Annotated in this window: 16 protein-coding genes and 2 pseudogenes; 10 read left to right on the top strand and 8 right to left on the bottom strand. The window is 71.6% G+C overall.

The annotated features are described in order from the left end of the window. Positions 1–14: 14 nt before the first annotated feature. Positions 15–152, bottom strand: a pseudogene (locus C3V38_RS18310) (BTAD domain-containing putative transcriptional regulator); the annotation flags it as partial. A 117-nt stretch (positions 153–269) separates the two neighbouring features. On the opposite strand from C3V38_RS18310, the gene C3V38_RS08195 reads away from it, so the two are divergent. Continuing rightward, positions 270–815 carry an SRPBCC domain-containing protein gene (locus tag C3V38_RS08195; protein WP_106385516.1) on the top strand — a complete coding sequence of 182 codons (546 nt, stop codon included), beginning with the start codon at positions 270–272 and terminating at the stop codon, positions 813–815. Positions 816–947: 132 nt separating this feature from the next. Here the strand turns inward: C3V38_RS08195 and C3V38_RS08190 are convergent, their stop codons facing one another. Next, positions 948–2,210 carry an aspartate kinase gene (locus tag C3V38_RS08190; protein ID WP_106385515.1) on the bottom strand — a complete coding sequence of 421 codons (1,263 nt, stop codon included), beginning with the start codon at positions 2,208–2,210 and terminating at the stop codon, positions 948–950. Between the two features lie 71 nt (positions 2,211–2,281). Between C3V38_RS08190 and C3V38_RS08185 the strand changes: the two genes are divergently transcribed. The 5 genes from C3V38_RS08185 to C3V38_RS08165 all read left to right on the top strand — a co-directional run bounded on the left by C3V38_RS08185 (position 2,282) and on the right by C3V38_RS08165 (position 8,043). Then, positions 2,282–3,226: a DMT family transporter gene (locus C3V38_RS08185; protein ID WP_106385514.1), complete on the top strand. Its 945-nt coding sequence runs from the start codon at positions 2,282–2,284 to the stop codon at positions 3,224–3,226. An 88-nt stretch (positions 3,227–3,314) separates the two neighbouring features. Next, positions 3,315–4,112: a trypsin-like serine protease gene (locus C3V38_RS08180; protein ID WP_082767814.1), complete on the top strand. Its 798-nt coding sequence runs from the start codon at positions 3,315–3,317 to the stop codon at positions 4,110–4,112. 124 nt (positions 4,113–4,236) lie between these two features. Then, the gene (locus C3V38_RS08175) at positions 4,237–4,674 is read left to right on the top strand and encodes a GNAT family N-acetyltransferase (RefSeq protein WP_106385513.1); all 438 of its coding nucleotides are present in this window, start codon (positions 4,237–4,239) and stop codon (positions 4,672–4,674) included. 159 nt (positions 4,675–4,833) lie between these two features. After that, on the top strand, positions 4,834–6,693 hold the full coding sequence (gene leuA / locus C3V38_RS08170; RefSeq protein WP_061229660.1) for a 2-isopropylmalate synthase: 1,860 nt from the start codon (positions 4,834–4,836) through the stop codon (positions 6,691–6,693). A 249-nt stretch (positions 6,694–6,942) separates the two neighbouring features. Next, positions 6,943–8,043: a peptidoglycan recognition family protein gene (locus C3V38_RS08165; protein ID WP_106385512.1), complete on the top strand. Its 1,101-nt coding sequence runs from the start codon at positions 6,943–6,945 to the stop codon at positions 8,041–8,043. Positions 8,044–8,116: 73 nt separating this feature from the next. Here the strand turns inward: C3V38_RS08165 and C3V38_RS08160 are convergent, their stop codons facing one another. The 3 genes from C3V38_RS08160 to C3V38_RS08150 form a co-directional block, all read right to left on the bottom strand. After that, complete coding sequence (locus tag C3V38_RS08160) at positions 8,117–8,548, bottom strand: phage holin family protein (RefSeq protein ID WP_106385511.1); 432 nt, start codon at positions 8,546–8,548, stop codon at positions 8,117–8,119. 7 nt (positions 8,549–8,555) lie between these two features. After that, complete coding sequence (locus C3V38_RS08155) at positions 8,556–9,917, bottom strand: aspartate aminotransferase family protein (protein ID WP_106385510.1); 1,362 nt, start codon at positions 9,915–9,917, stop codon at positions 8,556–8,558. Between the two features lie 134 nt (positions 9,918–10,051). Next, the gene (locus tag C3V38_RS08150) at positions 10,052–10,993 is read right to left on the bottom strand and encodes an exonuclease domain-containing protein (RefSeq protein ID WP_106386413.1); all 942 of its coding nucleotides are present in this window, start codon (positions 10,991–10,993) and stop codon (positions 10,052–10,054) included. A gap of 6 nt (positions 10,994–10,999) precedes the next feature. Here C3V38_RS08150 and C3V38_RS08145 point away from each other — a divergent pair, with 6 nt between their 5' ends. The 4 genes from C3V38_RS08145 (at position 11,000) to C3V38_RS08130 (ending at position 15,634) form a co-directional block, all read left to right on the top strand. Then, positions 11,000–12,262: a serine hydrolase gene (locus C3V38_RS08145; RefSeq protein ID WP_254425922.1), complete on the top strand. Its 1,263-nt coding sequence runs from the start codon at positions 11,000–11,002 to the stop codon at positions 12,260–12,262. 26 nt (positions 12,263–12,288) lie between these two features. Next, positions 12,289–13,647 carry a MurT ligase domain-containing protein gene (locus tag C3V38_RS08140; protein WP_254425921.1) on the top strand — a complete coding sequence of 453 codons (1,359 nt, stop codon included), beginning with the start codon at positions 12,289–12,291 and terminating at the stop codon, positions 13,645–13,647. Continuing rightward, positions 13,644–14,498 carry a type 1 glutamine amidotransferase gene (locus C3V38_RS08135; protein ID WP_106385509.1) on the top strand — a complete coding sequence of 285 codons (855 nt, stop codon included), beginning with the start codon at positions 13,644–13,646 and terminating at the stop codon, positions 14,496–14,498. The genes C3V38_RS08140 and C3V38_RS08135 overlap by 4 nt, the downstream gene beginning before the upstream one ends. A gap of 206 nt (positions 14,499–14,704) precedes the next feature. Further along, positions 14,705–15,634, top strand: coding sequence for an amidohydrolase family protein (locus C3V38_RS08130; RefSeq protein WP_174705768.1), 930 nt, complete (start codon positions 14,705–14,707; stop codon positions 15,632–15,634). A 153-nt stretch (positions 15,635–15,787) separates the two neighbouring features. Here the strand turns inward: C3V38_RS08130 and recR are convergent. The 3 genes and pseudogenes from recR to C3V38_RS08115 form a co-directional block, all read right to left on the bottom strand. Continuing rightward, a pseudogene (recR, locus tag C3V38_RS08125) lies at positions 15,788–16,393 on the bottom strand (recombination mediator RecR); the annotation flags it as partial. Positions 16,394–16,506: 113 nt separating this feature from the next. Next, entirely contained in the window at positions 16,507–16,842 is a 336-nt protein-coding gene (locus tag C3V38_RS08120) for a YbaB/EbfC family nucleoid-associated protein (protein WP_106385507.1), read from the bottom strand. Between the two features lie 135 nt (positions 16,843–16,977). After that, a complete protein-coding gene (locus C3V38_RS08115) occupies positions 16,978–19,461 on the bottom strand; it encodes a DNA polymerase III subunit gamma and tau (RefSeq protein ID WP_106385506.1) in 2,484 nt (827 codons plus the stop codon). Positions 19,462–19,742 lie beyond the last annotated feature (281 nt).

The raw sequence follows: 19,742 nt of genomic DNA, 5'->3' as shown, positions 1-19,742 counted from the left end.
TTCTGGACTGTCCGTCAGCCGAGGCCCGCGTGATACTCCAGCGTGGCCCGGCTGGGCTCCACCCCGAACTCCTCCCTGAGCGTGGTCCGGAGTCGGCTGCACACGTCCAACGCCTCGATCTGACGGCGGAACGCGCTGAAAGCGTGAGGACAGTGCCGCCGAGTGCGCGTTTAGCCATTCGAAAGTGAGCGGCGAGACCGGTGCGTCCGCACGGTTACCGTGGGCCGCGTCGCCGCCCGGCGGCACCGGCACCCGAGGGGGACACGACCATGGCCAAGGCCGCAAGACGCCGACGCCCGATCCTGCGCTTCACCGCCATCGCCGCCACGGCGGTGCTGCTTCCGGCCGTCGCGTACTCGATCTGGGCGGTGTCCCGCGACTACGAGATGAGCTCGGCCCTGGAGATCGAGGCCACTGCTGACGAGGTGTGGGCCGTCCTTGCCGACCGCGAGTCGTACCCGCGGTGGAATCCCTTCATCGTCTCCTCTGCCGGCGACCTGGTCGAGGGCGGGACGCTGACCAACGAGCTGATCGACACCAACGGCGGGAGCATGACGTTCACGCCGACGGTCCTAACCGTCGAGCCCGGCCGGGAGCTGCGGTGGAAGGGTTCGGTGATGCTGCCGGGGATCTTCGACGGCGAGCACTGGTTCACCATCGAGCCCGCCGGCGACGGCCGGGTGGTCCTGCACCAGGAGGAACGGTTCTCCGGAATCGCGGTGCCGCCGATGATCGGCTCTATCCGCGAGACGACTCTCCCTATGTTCGACCGGATGAACGAGGCCCTGGCCGCCGAGGTATCGCGGCGGCGCTGAGCACGCCCCGGCGCCAGCGGGGCATAACGCGGCACGGTCCCCGTCGAAAAGAGCGTTCCGAACACTCCTAGAGACCACCCCGGATAGGCCCGGGCGAAACGCTCTTCTCGACGGGGGCGGGGGAAGGGCGGGTCAGCGGCCGGTGCCGGCGTAGACCTGCGCCTCCTCCTCGCCGCCCAGCTCGAACGCCGCGTGGAGGGCGCGGACGCTGTCGGCGAGCTCATCCTCGCGGACCAGCGCCGAGATGCGGATCTCCGAGGTGGAGATGAGCTCGATGTTCACGCCCGCCTCGGACAGCGACTCGCAGAACGTCGCCGTGACGCCCGGGTGCGACTTCATGCCCGCGCCGACGAGGGAGACCTTGCCGACGTTGTCGTCGTAGAGCACCTGGTCGATGCCCAGCTCGTCCTTGGCCTTGGACAGCACCTCGACCGCCTTGGCGCCGACCTCGCGCGGGCAGGTGAAGGTGATGTCGGTCTTGCCCTCCGCCTTGGAGACGTTCTGCAGGACCATGTCGATGTTGATCTCGGCATCGGCGACGACGCGGAAGATCTTGGCCGCGTACCCCGGCTGGTCGGGGATGCCGACCACCGTGATCTTGGCCTCCGAGGCGTCGTGAGCGACTCCGGTCAGGACTGCGTCTTCCACGGGGATGTCCTCCACTTTTCCGGCCACGAGAGTGCCCGGGTTGGTCGAATACGAAGAGCGGACGCGCAGCGGCACGTGGTAGCGGCGGGCGAACTCGACGCTGCGCAGGTTGAGGATCTTGGAGCCGACCGCCGCCATCTCGAGCATCTCCTCGTACGAGATGGTGTCGAGCTTGCGGGCGTTCGGGACGATCCGCGGATCGGAGGTGTAGATGCCGTCGACGTCCGAGTAGATCTCGCACACGTCCGCGCCCAGCGCCGCGGCCATCGCGACGGCGGTGGTGTCGGAGCCGCCGCGTCCGAGGGTGGTGACGTCACGGGTCTCACGGGACACGCCCTGGAAACCCGCGACGAGGGCGATCTTGCCCTGATCGAGCGCCTCGCGGACACGGCCCGGGGTGATGTCGATGATCCGGCTGTTGCCGTGCCGGGTGGTGGTGATGATGCCGGCCTGCGACCCGGTGAACGAGTAGGCCTCCATCCCGAACGAGCTGATGGCCATCGCGAGCAGCGCGTTGGAGATGCGCTCACCCGACGTCAGCAGCATGTCCATCTCGCGCTGCGGCGGCGAGGGACAGACCTGGTCGGCCAGATCCAGCAGCTCGTCGGTCGTGTCGCCCATGGCCGAGGCCACGACCACGACGTCGTTGCCCGCCTTCCTGGTCTCCACGATCCGTTCGGCCACCCGACGGATCCGTTCTGCGGACTCCACGGAGGAGCCGCCGTACTTCTGCACTACGAGTGCCACGCGGTCACACCCTTCCGGTGTTGATCGACTTAACGCAGACCCACTTTACGGGAGGTGTTTACTCGTGAGTGATGACTGAAACCTGGGCGGCTGTACTCCTCGCCCTCGCCTCCGCCCTCAGCCAGGCCTTCGGCACCGTGATGCGGCACCGTTCACCGCGCCGCGCGCAGGGTCGACGTGAGGGTGACTTCCACATCCTCACCAGCAGGTACTGGTGGACCGGCATGGCCATCAGCCTCGCCGGCTTCGTGTTCCAGGGGCTGGCGCTGATCTACGGCTCGCTGATCCTGGTCCAGACGATCACCGTCCTCTCACTTACCTTCGCCCTCCCGTTGGGCGCATGGGTGACAGGGCGGCGGGTCACCAAGACCGAACTGTTCTGGGGGCACGTCCTGGCGGGATGCGTGGTCGTCCTGGTGATCTACGGCCGGCCCACCGGAGGCGAGGCACATCCGCCCTGGTGGCAGTGGGCACTGGCCTGCGCGGCGGGCGCCCTCGTCGTCGTCGTCCTCCTCCGCCTCTCCCGCGCGCTCCGCGCCGACGGCAACCGTGCCCTGCTACTGGGCGTGGCCGGCGGCACCGCGTTCGCCTACGTCGCGCTCCTCACCAAGGGCGTCGCCGACCGGTTCTACGAGGGCGGACCGCTGCTCGTGGCCACCACCGGCGAGGTGTACGGGCTCGTCGTGGCCGCCGTCCTCGCGCTGACGCTGCAACAGATGTCGTTCTCCGCCGGCGGCGTCCACCAGGCCGTCCCCGCCTCGACCGTCACCACGCCGGTGATCTCGCTCGCGCTGGGCGTGGTGGTCCTCGGCGAGTGGTTCGCGGTCGACGGCCCCGAGCTGGCGATCCTCGCCGCCACGCTCATCGTCATGGTCGTGGCGACGGTGCGGCTCGCGCACAAGGAGGTCGATCCGGCGCCGTCGGAGGACGGGTCGGAGGACGGGTCGGAGGACGGGTCGGAGGCGGCGCCGTCGGAGACACCCCCCGACACCCGCGCGGAGCCGCCGTCCCGGTAACGCGGGCACCGGCGGACGCGATTTTCCTGCCATGAGCACTCTCGCCGAGCGGCCCGACCTCGCCTCCCGATCGCCTAAGCTGAATCACATGCGCCTCACACGTCACACGGGTCGGCTTCTCTCGGCGATCGGCGCGGCCGTCGGGACGGTCGCCGCCACGCTCGCCGTCACGGCCCCCACCGCCGGCGCCGTGGTCGGCGGCGCACCCTCGGGCCCGGCGCCGTGGGCAGTGCAGATCACCACCTTCGGCGGCGTGCTCGGCGCGCCCTGCTCGGGAGTCGTCGTCCACCCGCGCTGGGTCGCCACCGCCGCCCACTGCGGCCCCACCGACCCCAACGCCTACACCCTCGGGTTCGGCAACTGGGCCACCGTGCCGGGCGGCTTCGCCACCACCGCCCCGCTCGCCACCCCGCAGGTCGTCGGCGCCTTCGGTTCCCTCGACACCGGCAGCTTCGGCCGTCACACCCCGGAAGCCGTCTACAAGGCCCCCGCCGGGGACTTCATGCTCATCAAGCTCCGCCACCCCGCGCCGTCGCCGTCCGTCCTGCGCGCCGGCGTCGACCCCGCCCCGGGCGCCGTCCTGCGCTTCCACGGCTTCGGCGAGACCACCCCCCGCGGCCTGCGCTCGGCCGACCTGCGCACCGGGCTCACCCGCCTCGACCGGATGGAACCCCGCGGCGGCTCCCGGATCGGCCGCTCGCACACCATCGAGGGCGGCTACGGCCTCGGCGACTCGGGCGGGCCCGTCTTCCAGGGCGACCGCCTCGTCGGCATCCACTCCGGCTCCGACCACGGTCGCCGCCAGCCGAACGGGACCAACCCCGCGTGGTACGAATCGATCCCGGCCCAGAACGGGTGGATCGACTGGATGATCACCCACCGGTGACAGCGGGCCCCTCCCCCACCCGAGACGCAGACAGATGCGCCGACCGACCCGCCGCCCCGACCCCGCGACGTGCGCCGGCGACGCGCCCGTGCCGAACCACGGCGCTATTTGCCACACTGGAGAAATGACCCCGCCGGAGCTCCTGATCCGTCGCGCCTCGCGCGCAGACCTGGACCTCGTGCTGTCCGCGGGCGACCTGTTCGACTCCCCGCCCACCGCCGAGTGGACGCAGGACTTCCTCGACCGCGGCTCGAACCTGCTCCTGATGGCCCTCCACGACGGGGTCCCGGTGGCGATGCTCGTCGCCGTGGAGACCGGCCACCTGGGAGACAGCCCCGACCTGTTCGTCTACGGCATCCGCGTCCGCGAGGACCTGCGCCGCCAGGGCATCGCGCACCGGCTCGTCGAAAAGGCCGTCTCGGTGGCCGAGGAAGCCGGCTGTCGACGCGTCTGGGGATCGATGCACGACGACGACGTCCGGGACCTGTGCCCCGGCTCCCCTCTGCGCACCCCGAACGACGTCACCGCCGGCCCCACCACCTTCGTCATTCCGATTCCGTGACGTCTGGCGGGAAGGTGTATGGTGACCTGCATGCAGCGCGTGCTCCTTCTTGGATGCCGCGGCGGGGCCCGCTAGAGCGGACCGGCTCCCCGTCGCGGGATCTCGTCGCGCCGGTCCGATCCTGAAACGATCGAACTCCACGGAAGTTGAGCCCCTACGATGAATCCCGCTGATGCCTTCGTCTCGTCGTCGTCGACCCTGACGCCCCCCTCCAAGCCCGGCCGCCCCGACCAGCCGTCGTGGAACAAACAGCGCGGCTCCTCCATGCCGTGGCACCGGTACCGGCCGTTCGCCGAGGAGGTCGAGGACGTCTCGCTGCCCGACCGCACCTGGCCAGACGAGGTCATCACCCACGCCCCCCAGTGGTGCGCCGTGGACCTGCGCGACGGCAACCAGGCCCTGATCGACCCCATGAGCCCCGCGCGCAAGCGCCGCATGTTCGACCTGCTGGTGCGCATGGGCTACAAGGAGATCGAGGTCGGCTTCCCGTCCGCCTCGCAGACGGACTACGACTTCGTCCGCGAAATCATCGAGGACGCCGCGATCCCCTCCGACGTCACCATCCAGGTGCTGGTCCAGTGCCGCGAGGATCTCATCCGTCGCACGTTCGAGGCGTGCGAGGGCGCGTCCGACGTGATCGTGCACTTCTACAACTCGACGTCGATCCTGCAGCGCAAGGTGGTCTTCCGTAAGGACCGCGAGGCCATCAAGAAGATCGCCACCGACGCCGCCGAGCTGGTCACGACCATCGCGAAGGACTACCCCGACACCAACTGGCGCTGGGAGTACTCCCCCGAGTCGTTCACCGGCACCGAGCTGGCCTTCTCCAAGGAGGTCTGCGACGCGGTCACCGAGATCGTGGGCGCGACGCCGGAGAACCCGATCATCATCAACCTGCCGGCGACGGTCGAGATGGCCACGCCCAACGTCTACGCCGACCAGATCGAGTGGATGCACCGCAATCTGGCACACCGCGACTCGACCATCCTGTCGCTGCACCCGCACAACGACCGCGGCACCGGCGTGGCCGCCGCCGAGCTGGCCTTCCAGGCCGGCGCCGACCGCATCGAGGGCTGCCTGTTCGGCAACGGCGAGCGCACCGGCAACGTGTGCCTGGTGACGCTGGGCATGAACATGCTCACCCGCGGCGTCGACCCACAGATCAACTTCTCCGACATGGACGAGATCCGCCGCACGGTCGAGTACGCCAACCAGCTGCCCGTGCCCGAGCGTCACCCCTACGGCGGCGACCTGGTCTTCACCGCGTTCTCCGGCTCGCACCAGGACGCCATCAACAAGGGCTTCGACGCCCTGCAGGCCGAGGCCGATGCCCGCGGCGAGGACATCACCGACATCACGTGGGAGGTCCCGTACCTGCCCGTCGACCCGAAGGACGAGGGCCGCACCTACGAGGCCGTCATCCGCGTGAACTCGCAGTCCGGCAAGGGCGGCGTCGCCTACATCATGAAGAGCGACTACGGCCTGCAGCTGCCGCGGCGCCTGCAGATGGAATTCTCACAGATCGTCCAGAACGTCACCGACTCCGAGGGCGGCGAGGTCACGCCCAAGGCCATGTGGGACATCTTCTCCCTCGAGTACCTGGACCGCATCTCGCCCATGGAGCGCATGTCCCAGGTGCTCTCGCCGGCCGAGACCGACGACGGCGAGGACTTCATCGAGGCCGTCATCAAGTGGAAGGGCGAGACGCGCGAGTTGACGGGGTCCGGTAACGGCCCCCTGGCGGCGTTCGTCGCCGCCCTGAACGAGATGTTCGACGACGAGGTGCGCATCCTCGACTACTCGGAGCACGCGATGACCGCCGGGGATGACGCGACCGCAGCCGCGTACGTCGAGGTGCAGTTCGGCAACCGGGTCTTCTGGGGTGTCGGCCGGGCCGGTTCCATCACCACCGCGTCCCTGCGCGCCGTGGTCTCCGCCGTGAACCGTGCGTACGCCGACGAGGCCGAGGGCGCCGAGGCCGTGGGTTCGGTCGAGGGCGCGCGCACCTGGGCGCCCTGACGGGCTGAGCGGCTCCGGCGCGCCCGGCAGTCCCCCATCGACAAGACCGTTCCGCAGACATCGCCCGAGTGGCGGTGTGCGGAACGGTCTTCTCGTGCGCCAGCGTACGACGCCTCCTGAACCTCATCCTTCACATGTATCACTCCGGTAACGATGGTCTCGATTCGATCACAACAAACGCGTAATGTGGCGTCGGGTCGCGCCGATAGGTACGGCGTCGCCTTCCCTACCCGTCTGTCTGGAGCCGTTATGTCCGTGACCCGCCGTGGATTCCTCACCGCCGCATCGGTCGGCGTGGGCGCCGCCGTCGCCACCTCCGTCCGCGGCCCCGTAGCCGGGGCCGATCCCTTCGCCACCGGTTCCCTCGGCGTGGCCCAGGACCTCATGCAGTCGATCTCCACCGGCAGCGGCATGATCCAGCCGAACGGACCGCTCGGCTTCGTGGGCGTCACCTTCCCGAGCCCGGAGGAGATCGCCGGCCGCATCCGGTTCGCGTTCCCCGACGGCTCCGTCGGCGACTGGCTGCCGCTCGAGGCCATGGATTCCGCGCCGGACGCCGGCAGCACGCCCGCCGCGGAGCTCGTCGCCGCGCCCGACGGCGCCGTCGGCTACGAGGTGGACGCCCCCGCGGGCTCCGAGGCCACCGTCTTCGACGACGGCCGGGGAACCCCGCGCAACTACAGCCTCGGCAGCATCGGTCTGGCCGGCCTGCCGGTGATCCCGCGTGCCGCGTGGGGCGCCGGCGACGTCTCCGGATTCCGGTGGGCGCCGACCTACTTCCCCGCGCAGTCCATCACCATCCACCACACCGCGGTCCTTCCCGGGCCGGACCGTGCCGCCAGCGTGCGGGCGATCTACAACTACCACGCCAACACCCTGGGCTGGGGCGATGTCGGGTACCACCTGATCATCGATCCCGAGGGCCGGATCTACCAGGGCCGCGGCGGCACACCGGTGGGCAACCCGGTGTTCCAGGTCCCGCCCGTCGCGGGCATCGCTCCCCCGGTCGTCACCGCCGGACACGTCGGCGGCGTCAACAACGGCAACATCGGCATCAGCCTGCTGGGCGACTTCACCGGCGCCCCGCCGACCGCCGCCGCCGTGGGCGCGACCATCGACTGCGTGCGTGCCCTCTGCAATGCCACGGGCATCAACCCGCGGGCGGGCATCACCTATCGCAATCCGCAGGGCGGCGCGACGCGACCGATCATGGCGGTCTCGGGTCACCGCGACTGGGGCGGCACGGCATGCCCGGGCAACTCCTTCTACCCGCAGATGCAGTTCATCCGCGACCAGGCCGCGCGGGGCTGGGCCCCGACCGCCGTCTCCTCGGCGGCGTTCGGCTCCTGACCTGAGCTGGGCCGCGCCGGCCCGGCGGCGGACCCGGCGCGGGGCGCGGGGCGCGGGCCGGGCCGCCGGCGCTTCAGTCGCGGGTGCGGCTGGGGATCAGCATTCCGAGCACCCAGTTGACCAGGCCGATCACGATCGCCCCGAAGAACGCCGCCCAGAACCCGCTGACCACGTACTCGGCCCCGAAGGGCTGCAACGTGGTGGTGATCCAGCCGGTGAGCATGAGCATCAGCGCGTTGACCACCAGCAGGAACAGGCCCAGGGTGAGGATCGTCAGCGGCAGCGACAGCAGCTGAACGATCGGTTTGATCACCGCGTTGACCATGGTGAACACCACCGCGACGACGAGCAGCGCCGTGATGGTGGGGACGTTCACCTCGTTCTCGATGTCGCCGGCGCCAGAGGCTGCGGCCCCGGAGATCTCGTGCAGGGTTATGCCGGGCACGATCAGCGTCGCCACCCACAGGGCGACAGCGTTGACGATCAGCCGCAATATCAGCGCCATCGAATGATCAGCTCCTCACGTACTCGTCGGCCACGTCGAGTGCGCGGTCGAAGATGTCGAGGCCCTCGGTGGCCTCGTCCGGGGTGATGATGCACGGCGGCACCACGTGGAATCGGTTGTAGTTCATGAACAGCAGCAGGCCGTCCTTCTTCGCCGCTCCGAACGTGCGGGCCATGGCCTCCGATGATCCACCGTAGGGGGCGAGGGGCTCGCGCGTCTCGCGGTCGGCCACCATCTCCACCGCCCAGAACACGCCGAGGCCGCGGACCTCACCGATCGACGGGTGCTTCTCGGCGAGTTCGCGCAGGCGCGGACCGATCACGTCCTCGCCGATCATCTTCGCGTTCTCGACGATCTTCTCGTCGCGCATGAGGTTGATGGTCGCGACGACCGACGCGCAGGCCAGCGGGTGTCCGGCGTAGGTGAGGCCGCCGGTGTACGGCGTGGTCTCGAACGACGCGGCAATCCGGTCGTGGAGGATGACGCCGCCGAGCGGGACGTACCCGGAGTTGGAGCCCTTGGCGAAGGTGATGAGGTCGGGTGCCCAGTCGTCGTCGCCGGACCGGAAGTTGTCGAGGGCCAGCCACTCGCCGGTGCGGCCGAACCCGGACATGACCTCGTCGCAGATCATGACGATCCCGTACTTGTCGCAGATCTCACGCACGCCACGGAGGTAGTCGGCCGGCGGGACCATGATGCCGACGGTGCCGGGCACCGACTCGATGATGAGCGCGGCGAAGTGGTCGGGCCCCTCGAGCCCGATGAGCGAGTCCAGATGCTCGAGCGCACGGTCGCATTCCTGCTTGGAGTTCTCCGCGTAGAACTGCGAGCGGTACAGGAACGGGGCGTGGAAGTGCACGGCACCGGTGTTGCCGAGGTCGTTGGCCCAGCGGCGCGTGTCGCCCGTGAGGTTCATCGAGGTGGTGGTGGCGCCGTGGTAACTGCGGAACGCCGAGAGGGTCTTGTGGCGGCCGGTGTGGCGGCGGGCCATGCGGACGGCGTGCTCGACGGCCTCGGTGCCGGCGTTGGTGAAGAACACGCGGTTCATCCCGGCGGGCGCGACCTCGGCGACGAGGCGGGCGGCCTCGGCGCGGGCGGCGTTGGCGTGCGCCGGGTTGATGGTGCACAGCTCGGCGGCCTGGTCCTGGATCGCCTTGACGACCACCGGATGCTGGTGGCCGATATTGGTGTTGACCAGCTGGGACGTGAAGTCGAGGAGGCGGTTCCCGTCGCCGTCGGTCAGATGGCAGCCCTCGGCGGCGGTGACGACCATCGGATCGGTCGTGCCCCAGGCCGACCACGGGGTCAGGACGTGGGCGCGTTCCTTCTCGTAGACCTCTCGGGCGGCGGCGTTCTGGGGTGCGGGCACGGGGAGATACTCCTGTGGTCGACGGCGTTGTCCTCGGACATCATGTCAGTTTCGCAACGCACCCCCGGGCGAGCACTCCACGATGCGGAATCAGCTGCTGCGGCCGCCGTCGCCCGGTGCGTAGACCGACGCCGTCAGAAGAGCGCCTCCTGTGCGCTGTCCACGGCCTGCGCGCCGGCGACCGGCCGGCCGGGGGCGACGTCGGCGAGCATGTCCTCGAACCGGGCGTACGGCACCAGTTCGAGCCCCTTCTTCCGCGCGAACGCGGTGCGCCCGCGCACCGCGGAGGGTGCGTCGCACACCGCGAGTGAGGTACGGGACGAGATGCGGTCGGCCACGTAGAGACCGGAGTCGACGACGAGGGAGACGATCTCCTCCGGGTCGCGATCCACGTCCTGCGTGAAGACCACCTCCATGCCCTGCACCAGCCCGCCGCCGCGCTTCAGCCTCCCGGCCGGTCGCCACAGCCGGGGCGCGGCGAGGGCCTCCGCCCACACCGTGGACACCAGGTAGCCCGTCTCCGGGTGGGCGATCATGGCGTCGAGCTCGCGCACCGAGGGCCGCACGTCCTTGGCGGTGGCCACCTCGAGCAGCCCGGCGAACACACCGGCCAGCACGAGGGCGTCGTCGTGGGCGTCGTGCGCGGCCCGCTGCCGGACCCCGAAGTGCGCGGCGAGGGTGGAGAGCTTGAGATCGGCGGTCGACAGGTGGAGGCGACCGGCGAAGTCGAGGGTGCACACGAACCGCTCGAGCGGTGGCACGAGCCCGGCCCGCCGGGCCTCCGCGGCGAGGAACGACGCGTCGAAGGCCGCGTTGTGGGCGACGACCGTCCTCCCGTCGAGCACCCGGCCCAACTCCGCCGCCACGTCCGAGAAGCGTGGTTTGCCCGCGAGGAGGGCCGGGGTGAGGCCGTGCACGTGGACGGGCCCCGGGTCGACCCCCGGGTTGAGCAGGGTCGTGAACTCCTCGACCACCTCGCCGTCGTCCCCGATCACCACCGCGGCCACCGACAACACCCGGTCGACCGCTGGCGTCATCCCCGACGTCTCGACGTCCACCACGACCCAACCCGACATGCCCACATGGTCTCAGACCCCTCCGACATCCCGGCCGCGACCGTCGCCGGTCACGGCGTTCACTCCGCCGACACCCCGGTGTCGGGCCGGCGGGTTAGGGTCTACCCATTCGAACCGCGCGGGATGTGGATCCGGCGCACCGGAGGGGGTCCCGTGCGGCGGTACCGGGCCGACACCCCCGCGGCGCGGCTGCGTGACGCGCCCGGCCGCGCGCGGCGTCGTACCCGCCGCCGGGTCGGTTTCGCGTTGGCGGCGTACCTCGCGGTGGGGGTGGCGGTGGTCGTGGCGCTGGCCCACACCGCGCCGGGCGGGTCCCCCGGCGGACGTCTCGACTCCGGCGCCGAGTCCCACGCCGCGGTCTCGCGGGACGCCGCCGACCGGGATGCAGCCGACCGGGATGCCGGCTCCCCACGTCGAGCGCGCGCCGCGGACGGCCACGTCTGGGATCCGGGCCGCGTAGAGCGCCCGCTCCCGGCGCGGTGGGCCGAGGTGCGCCCCCTGCTCGACCGCGCGGTCGCCGATGCCGCGGCCGAGGGGCACGAGATCGCGGCGTGCGTACTGGCCATCGACTCGCCTGACGAGCGGCTCGTGTGCGCGGGCGACGACGAACCGCGCTACGCCGCCTCGGTGATCAAGGTGGCCTTCGCCGTGGGCGCGCTCGAGGCGTGGGAGGACGACCTCGACGCGCGGACCCCCTACGGGAAACTCGGCGACCTGCTCGACGCGGCCCTCACGGTCTCGGACAACGACGCCGCCAACCTCCTCTACGACCTGTCCGCCACCGGTCCCGACGCGGCGGCCACCGACGATCCGGTGACCGCCCTCAACGCCATCGCCGACAGGGTGGGCCTGTCCGAGCAGTTCCACACCGGCGGCGCGTTCCGCTTCGGGTGGACCGGCGACTGGAGCCGGGTCAGCGCCCGCGGCAGCGTCGAGTACCTCACCGAGCTGGTGCGCGCCGCCGACGGCCGGGCACCCCGAGGCACCGCCCTGACCTCGCCCGCGGTGGCACGGACGGTGCTTGACACGATGCTGCGGCAGGAACGGCGGTGGAAGCTGCCCGGCCTGCTGCCCGAGGGCACGGCCGCCAACAAGACCGGCGAGACCGACACGGAATCGCACGACATCGCCGTGGTGAACACCGCGTCCGGCCGGTACGCGATCGCGGTGATCGGCTCGGCGTCTTCGATGGCCGCCGGGCCCGACGAGGTGATGACGCACCTGGGGTCCGACGTGGTGGCCGCGCTCGGCGGTGCGGCGCCGTTCTGACCGGGCGGGCTGCCTAGACTCGTTGCATGACCTCCCGCGCGAACACCGCACTCACCCCCCGCGGCCGGGCGGCCGTGGCCGTCTCCCGCCTCGCGACCTGGGCGTCGCGGGTGTCGGGGCGCGGGTCGGGTGGGATGATCGGCGGCCTCGTGGCACTCAAGCTCGACCCGGGCCTCATGCGCCAGCTCGCGGCGGGCCGGCGAACGGTGCTGGTCACGGGGACCAACGGGAAGTCGACGACGACGAGGATGGTCGCCTCCGCCCTGTCCACCGTGGGCCGGGTCGCCTCGAACACCGGCGGCGACAACATGGACGCCGGGATCGTCTCCGCGCTCGTGGCCGACAGTGTGGCCGGGTTGGCCGCCATCGAGGTGGATGAACTCCACACGCCGGCCGTCGCGGAGAACACCTCCCCTGAGGCGATCGTGCTGCTCAACCTCAGCCGCGACCAGCTCGACCGGGTCGGCGAGATCAACGCGATCGAGCGACGCCTCCGGGCCGGGGTGGCGGCGCAGCCGCAGGCGACGGTGGTGGCGAATTGTGACGACGTCATGATCACCTCGGTGGCCTACGACAACCCGGCGGTCGTGTGGGTGGCGGCCGGGTCGGCGTGGGCGGGTGACTCGGTGAGCTGCCCTCGCACCGGGGAGCCGATCACTCGGACGATCGACGAGACGGGCGCGGTGCGGTGGCGGTCGACCGGTACCCTTCCCGACGGCCGGGAGTTCGCGCGGCCCGAGCCGGACTGGTGGGTCGACGACGAGGCGATCCACGGCCCCGGCGGGTTCACCGCTCCCCTGTCGCTGGCGATACCGGGGCGGGCCAACCGCGGCAATGCGGCCCAGGCCGTGGCCGCCGCGGTGGCCATGGGCGCCGACCCGGCCGCCGCGGTGCGGGCGGTCGAGCAGGTCGACGACGTGGCGGGGCGCTACTCGACGGTCGACGTGAACGGGCGGTCCGCGCATCTACTGCTGGCCAAGAACCCGGCCGGCTGGCAGGAGGCTCTGGGCATGATCGACACGTCCGCCGACGGCCTGGTGATCGCGGTGAACGGGCAGGTCGCCGACGGTGTGGACCTGTCATGGCTGTGGGACGTGCGGTTCGAGAGCTTCGAGGGCGTGACCGTGTACGCCTCGGGCGAGCGGGCGGCGGATCTGTCTGTGCGGCTGACGTACGCCGGGGTCCGACACGAGCTGGAACCTGATCCGCTGGCCGCGATCCGGCGTTGTCCCCCGGGGCGGGTCGAGGTGCTGGCCAACTACACGGCGTTCCGTGACCTCGGGCGGGCCATGGCCGCCGCCGGGCACCGTCCCGCTGACCCGGAGACCCGTGGCGCTGACGCCGGGCCCGGCACCGCGGCCACCCAGAAGGAGCAGGGACGATGAGCGAGCATCACTCCGGCGAGGGCAATCCGGACCCGCGCGACGCGGGGGCCCGCCGGGAGGGGGCGTCGGCCTCCCCGCTGGACACCGTCGCCCCGGATTCGGCCCCGCCCACGGAGTCGACCGTGCGGATCGGCCTCGTCCTGCCCGACGTCATGGGGACCTATGGCGACGACGGCAACTCCCTGGTCCTGCGCCAGCGGCTGCGCTGGCGCGGCTACGACGCCGAGATCGTGCGGATCACCCTCGAGGACGCCGTCCCCGACTCGTGCGACCTGTACACGGTCGGCGGTGGCGAAGACGCGGCGCAGAAGCTCGCCTCCCGGCACCTGTCCGCATCGCCGGGGCTGCAACGCGCGGTGGAGCGTGGGGCGCCGGTGCTGGCGATCTGCGCCGGGATGCAGGTGTTCGGTGAGTGGTTCGTCGTCTCGGACGGCTCGCGCGCGCCGGGGCTCGGACTGCTGGACGTCACCACGTCTCCGCAGGCGACCCGCTCGATCGGCGAGCTGGTGGTCGCGCCGCAGGTCGACGGCCTGACGCAGCCGCTCACGGGCTTCGAGAACCACATGGGCGCCACCGTGTTGGGCTCCGACGCCGCTCCCCTGGGCCGGGTCACCTCCGGTGTGGGCAACGGCGTGCCTGCCGGGCGACCGGTCCCCGCCGGCGGGCTGGCCGAGGGCGTGGTGCAGGGCTCGATCATCGCCACCTATATGCACGGACCGGTGCTGGCCCGCAATCCGCAGCTCGCCGACCTGCTGCTGTGCCGCGCGCTGGGCGTGGACTCGCTGCCGCCGGTCGAGGTGCCGGCGGTGGAGCGGCTGCGCCGGGAGCGGATCGCGCCCGCCCGGCGCTGACCAGCCGACCCGGCCGGCGCCCGCGAGGCTGCGTTGCGGGTTGAGACTGCGTTGCGGGTTGAGGCGGCGTTGTTGGCCCAGGTGACCGGAGCGCGGCTCGTGACGAGGCCCGCCCAGCTCTCGGCCGGCTCGCGCCTCGGGGGTGACACCGGAGTCCGCGCCGCGTTTTCCGGGCGGGCCGGGTTCGCTGACATACCCTCGGACGCATGTGTGAACACCACGGCACCGCCACCCTCACCGGGTCCGTGACCCCTCCCGATCCCGCCGTCGAGGCGGCGCAGGTCCGCGCCCTGTGGGAGCCGCTCGGACTGCCGGGCATCATCGACGTGCACACCCACTTCATGCCGCCCCGGGTGATGGCCAAGGTGTGGGACTACTTCGACGCCGCCGGGCCGAAGATCGGCCGCCCGTGGCCCATCACCTACCGTGAGGCCGAGGACGAGCGCGTCGAGCGGCTGCGGTCGTACGGGGTTCTGGCGTTCTCGTCGATGCTGTACCCGCACAAGCCCGACATGGGGGCGTGGCTCAACGCGTGGTCGGCGGAGTTCGCCTCACGCCACGCGGATTGCCTCCACACGGCGACGTTCTTCCCCGAGCCGACGGCGGGCGACTACGTCCGGGATGCCGTCGATGCCGGTGCGCGGGTGTTCAAATCGCACATCCAGGTGGGCGAGTACGACCCCCGCGATCCGCTGCTCGACCCCGTATGGGGCGTGCTGTCCGAGGCGCAGGTGCCGACGGTCATCCACTGCGGTTCGGGCCCGGTGGCCGGCGAGTTCACGGGCCCCGAGCCGGTGGCCGCCGTGCTCGAGCGCTTCCCCGAGCTGCCGCTGATCGTCGCCCATATGGGGATGGGTGAGTACTCGGCTTTCCTCGATCTGGCCGAGCGGTACGACAACGTCTACCTGGACACGACGATGGCCTTCACGGACTTCGTGGAGGAGACCATGCCCTTCCCGCATGCCGAGCGCGCTCGGCTGGCCGACCTGGGCCACAAGGTGCTCCTGGGCACCGATTTCCCGAACATCCCGTACCCGTACGCCCATCAACTCGAGGCCCTGGCAGGGCTCGGGCTGGGCGATGACTGGCTACGGGCGGTGTGGCACGGAAACGCCGCGCGACTCTTCTGCTTCTGACTCCGTGCCCGGGTAGCCGTCCTCCGGCCCCGCGGCGGAATCGGCCGGAGCCGGGACACCCGGGTCCGGGGCGGGCACTGCCGGCTGCGCGGGGTCGACCTGCTCGGGCCGCAGCACGCCACCCGAACGCGACGGCTGCGCGGGACCGCCGGAGAGGATGCGACGCCCGGACAGTGCGCTGCCCAGGGTGAGTTCGTCGGCGAACTCCAGGTCGGCGCCCATCGGTAGACCGGAGGCCAGGCGACTCACGATGAGGTCGGGGAACGGTCGCAGGAGACGGGCCAGGTAGGTGCTGGTCGCCTCGCCGGTGGTGTTGGGATCGGTGGCGATGATGATCTCGGCGATCTCCTCGCCCTCGACCTCGGCCCCGACCCGCCGCATGAGTCCCGCGATGCGCAGTTCGTTGGGTCCGATGCCGTTGATCGGGTCGAGCGCTCCGCCGAGCACGTGGTACAGCCCCCGGAACTCACGGGTGCGCTCGATGGCCTCGATGTCCTTGGGCTCCTCGACCACGCAGATGAGGGTGGGGTCGCGGCGGGGATCGGAGCAGATGCGGCACCGTTCGGCGGCCGCGACGGTGCCGCAGACCTCGCAGTAGGTGACGCCCTCCACCACGGCCTGCAGCGCGGATCGGAGGCGTTCGACCGACTCGGGTTCGGCCTGCAACAGGTGGAAGGCCAGGCGCTGCGCGGACTTCGGCCCGATGCCCGGCAGCTTGCCGAACTCGTCGATCAGGTTCTGGACCGGTCCCTCGTACATCGCGCTTTCCTGTGTTCTTGCTGGCCCGGCGACGGCTGCGTCGTCGGGTGGCGGGGTCCCGGGGCGCCCCGGCCCCGGGTGGCGGGGCCCGGTGCACACCGGGTCCCGCGGGCTCACATGCCCAGGCCGCCCATCATGTCGCCGAGGCCGCCGCCGGAGGCGAGCGGGCCGAGGCGGGACTCCGCGAGTTCCTGCACCTTGGTGTGGGCGTCGCCGAACGCGCCGACGAGCAGATCCTGCAGCGTCTCGACGTCCTCGGGGTCGATCACCTTCGGGTCGATGGTCACGCCGGTGACCTCGCCGGTACCGCGCATGGAGACGGTGACGAGCCCGCCGCCCGCCTGGCCGTCGACCGTGCTCGCGGCGATCTCCTGCTGCGCCTCGGCGAGCTGGGCCTGCATCTGCTGGGCCTGCTGGAGCAGGGCGTTCATGTCGGGTCCGGGCTGCATAACTGGGGTCCTTTCGGCGGTGTGCGGGCGGTGGTGCGGTCGTGCCTGTTCCTGCCGGGGCGGCCCCGGTCGGTCGACGTCCAGCGTAACCGCCAGCTGGGACACCGTGCCCCGGCGCGCGGCGATCCGGGTGGGTCAGCGCTCGAGCGGACGGGCCCCGAGGTGTTCCTTGAGCAGGGCCAACGCGATGTCCTCGCCGGTGCGGTGGTCGAGATTCTGGGGGCCGCTTCGTGCCTCGTCGACCATCTCGTCCTCGCTGACCGGCGGCGGGGGCGGGCTGTCCGGTTCACCCGGCTCGGGGTCGGGCTCTTCGGGCGGAGGCGGGATGTCGTCGTAGCCACCTCGACCGCCGCTCTCGCCCTGCGCGGCGTCCGCGGCGCGGAGACGACGCTCCCAGCCCCGCGGCTCACCCTGTCGGGGAGAACCGGGGGCGTCAGTAGGGTCCGCGGCGGCCCCCCGCACGGGTGCCGGTGGAACCGCCTCCGGGGCAGCGGGAGCGCTTCCGGCACCTGCGGGCGCGCCTCCGGAGGTGCAGCGGATGGTCCAGTCACCGCCCACGACCTCCGTGATCGAGTCCGTGATCGCGGTCGCGTTGTGCGGCTGGGACAGTCGTTTGGCCAGCGGCGCGTAGTCGTGGACCAGGTGGATCACCCGGCCGTCCACGCCCGCGACCGTCGCACCGGCGAGCATCACCTCGACCGTGCGGGTACGGGTACGGACGGCTTCGCGGATCGCCGGCCAGGCGCGGCGGATGTCCTCGGCCTCGATACCGGGAGCCGGGGCCGCCGCCGACTGTCCGGACTCGGGCGCGGCCTCGGGGCCCGGCTCGGGACCGGTGGGCGTCGGCGACAGCGATCCCGGAGCGGAGGGCCGCTGCGTGGGCTGCGACGGGGCCCCCGGCTCGAGTTGCTGAGCGGGCCGGTCCCGCCACGGGTCGTCGGTCTCCGCCGCCGATCCCCCGTCGGCCGCGGGAGCGGGAGCGGGAGCGGGAGCGGGAGCGGGCTCCGGCGACTGGGGCTCCGCCTGATACGGCTCCCGGTAACCGGTGGGTGGCGACGACTGGTGGGCCGCCTGCTGCTCGGCCACGGACTCGCCGGGCACGGCCGGCGCGGCGGGATCGGCGGCCACGGCCGGCTGGCTGGGCGCGGGCTCCGCGGCGGGCGGCGCAGACGGGGCCGATGCTGACGTAGTCGGCCCCTGCGCAGCGGCGGGCGGCGCGGCGGGCGGCGCGGCAGGCTTGGTAGCCGCCGGCGCGGCGGCGGGCGGCGCCGGTTGCGCTGCGGTCTCCGCGGCTTGCTGCTGCGACCGGCGGACGAACTTGGGTCGCCCCTCCGCGGGTGCCGAAGACTGTGGGGTGGGCCCGCCGGCGGGGGCGGTGCGGGCTTCGTCGTCGTCGCCCCCTACCCCGCCACCCGACGCGGCCGCGCCACCTGCGCCACCCGCGGCGACCGGCGCGGTGCCCGGGATTACGGATCCCGACTCCAGCGATTCGACGCGCTGGAGCAGGGCTGCCATGGAGTCGTCGGCCGACGGCAGCAGGAGCTTGGCGCAGAGGATCTCCAGCAGCAACCGCGGTGAAGTGGCCCCGCGCATCGAGGCCATCCCCTCGTGCACCATGTCCGCGCAGCGTGCGAGGGTCGCGGGGCCGATCTGCTCGGCCTGCCGCCTCATGGTCTCGGCCTGCTCGACCGGGGCGTCGACCAGACCGCGCTCGATCGCCTGTGGCACGGACTGCACCATGATGAGGTCGCGCAGCCGCTGCAGGAGGTCGGCGGCGAACCGGCGCGGGTCGTGCCCGGCCTCGACGACCTTGTCGACGGTCCGGAACAACGTGGCGCCGTCGCCGGCGGCAAGGGCGTCCACTGTGTCGTCGATGAGCGCGACCTCGGTGGCCCCCAACAGGCTCACCGCGCGCGGGTAGGTGATGCCCTCCTCGCCGGCGCCGGCCATGAGCTGGTCGAGCACGCTGAGGGTGTCACGCGGCGAGCCTCCGCCCGCGCGGATGACCAGCGGGAACACGGTCGGTTCGACCTTCACGCCCTCCTGGTCGCAGATCCGCTCGAGCAACCCCCGCATCGACGACGGCGTGAGCAGCCGGAACGGGTAGTGGTGCGTGCGCGAGCGGATGGTGGGCAGCACCTTCTCCGGCTCGGTGGTCGCGAAGATGAAGATGAGGTGCTCCGGCGGCTCCTCCACGATCTTGAGCAGCGCGTTGAAGCCCGCGTTGGTGACCATGTGGGCCTCGTCGATGATGAGCACCCGGTACCGCGACGACGCCGGCGCGAAGAACGCCCGCTCGCGCAGGTCACGCGTGTCATCGACACCGCCGTGGCTGGCCGCGTCGAGCTCGGTGACGTCGAGCGTCCCGTTGCCGCCGGGCGCGAGCGCCACGCACGAGTCACACTCGCCGCACGGGGTCGCGGTGGGGCCCTGCACGCAGTTGAGTGAGCGCGCGAGGATACGGGCGGACGAGGTCTTGCCGCAGCCGCGCGGCCCGGAGAAGAGATAGGCGTGGTTGATACGGCCGGAGGACAGCGCCACCGACAGCGGTTCGGTGACGTGCTCCTGGCCCACGACCTCGGCGAAGGAGGCGGGGCGATACTTCCGATAGAGAGCCACGCCTAGAGGGTACCCAGGGGGTACGACGACGATGAGACCGATCGCGTCCCGGCAGGCACCCCGCGGGGTGTGCGCATATGAGTGCGGAAATGACCGGAGGGGCCACGCTCTGCGCAGCCCCTCCCGACGTCCCTCGCGCGCGGATCGGGCCCCCTCAGACCCCCGCAGCACGGTTCCCGAACCGATACCTGACACCGGCCCCTTACAGCCCCTCAGCTGTACTCCGGTGTCCGCATCCCTCTGGCCCGGACGGGATAGATACAACCAGATGACCCACTCCC

The organism is Dietzia sp. oral taxon 368, from assembly GCF_002999155.1.
Classification (GTDB): Bacteria; Actinomycetota; Actinomycetes; order Mycobacteriales; family Mycobacteriaceae; genus Dietzia; species Dietzia cinnamea.
Note: the sequence above shows the minus strand (reverse complement) of the source record. Positions and strands in the feature narration are given on the sequence as shown.

Bases quoted from the DNA above. Each gene is read 5' to 3' on its own strand.
- C3V38_RS08195 (WP_106385516.1), top strand. From the start codon at position 270: ATGGCCAAGGCCGCAAGACGCCGACGCCCGATCCTGCGCTTCACCGCC.
- C3V38_RS08185 (WP_106385514.1), top strand. From the start codon at position 2,282: ATGACTGAAACCTGGGCGGCTGTACTCCTCGCCCTCGCCTCCGCCCTC.
- C3V38_RS08180 (WP_082767814.1), top strand. From the start codon at position 3,315: ATGCGCCTCACACGTCACACGGGTCGGCTTCTCTCGGCGATCGGCGCG.
- C3V38_RS08175 (WP_106385513.1), top strand. From the start codon at position 4,237: ATGACCCCGCCGGAGCTCCTGATCCGTCGCGCCTCGCGCGCAGACCTG.
- leuA (WP_061229660.1), top strand. From the start codon at position 4,834: ATGAATCCCGCTGATGCCTTCGTCTCGTCGTCGTCGACCCTGACGCCC.
- C3V38_RS08165 (WP_106385512.1), top strand. From the start codon at position 6,943: ATGTCCGTGACCCGCCGTGGATTCCTCACCGCCGCATCGGTCGGCGTG.
- C3V38_RS08160 (WP_106385511.1), bottom strand. From the start codon at position 8,548: ATGGCGCTGATATTGCGGCTGATCGTCAACGCTGTCGCCCTGTGGGTG.
- C3V38_RS08150 (WP_106386413.1), bottom strand. From the start codon at position 10,993: ATGTCGGGTTGGGTCGTGGTGGACGTCGAGACGTCGGGGATGACGCCA.
- C3V38_RS08145 (WP_254425922.1), top strand. From the start codon at position 11,000: ATGGTCTCAGACCCCTCCGACATCCCGGCCGCGACCGTCGCCGGTCAC.
- C3V38_RS08140 (WP_254425921.1), top strand. From the start codon at position 12,289: ATGACCTCCCGCGCGAACACCGCACTCACCCCCCGCGGCCGGGCGGCC.
- C3V38_RS08135 (WP_106385509.1), top strand. From the start codon at position 13,644: ATGAGCGAGCATCACTCCGGCGAGGGCAATCCGGACCCGCGCGACGCG.
- C3V38_RS08130 (WP_174705768.1), top strand. From the start codon at position 14,705: ATGTGTGAACACCACGGCACCGCCACCCTCACCGGGTCCGTGACCCCT.
- C3V38_RS08120 (WP_106385507.1), bottom strand. From the start codon at position 16,842: ATGCAGCCCGGACCCGACATGAACGCCCTGCTCCAGCAGGCCCAGCAG.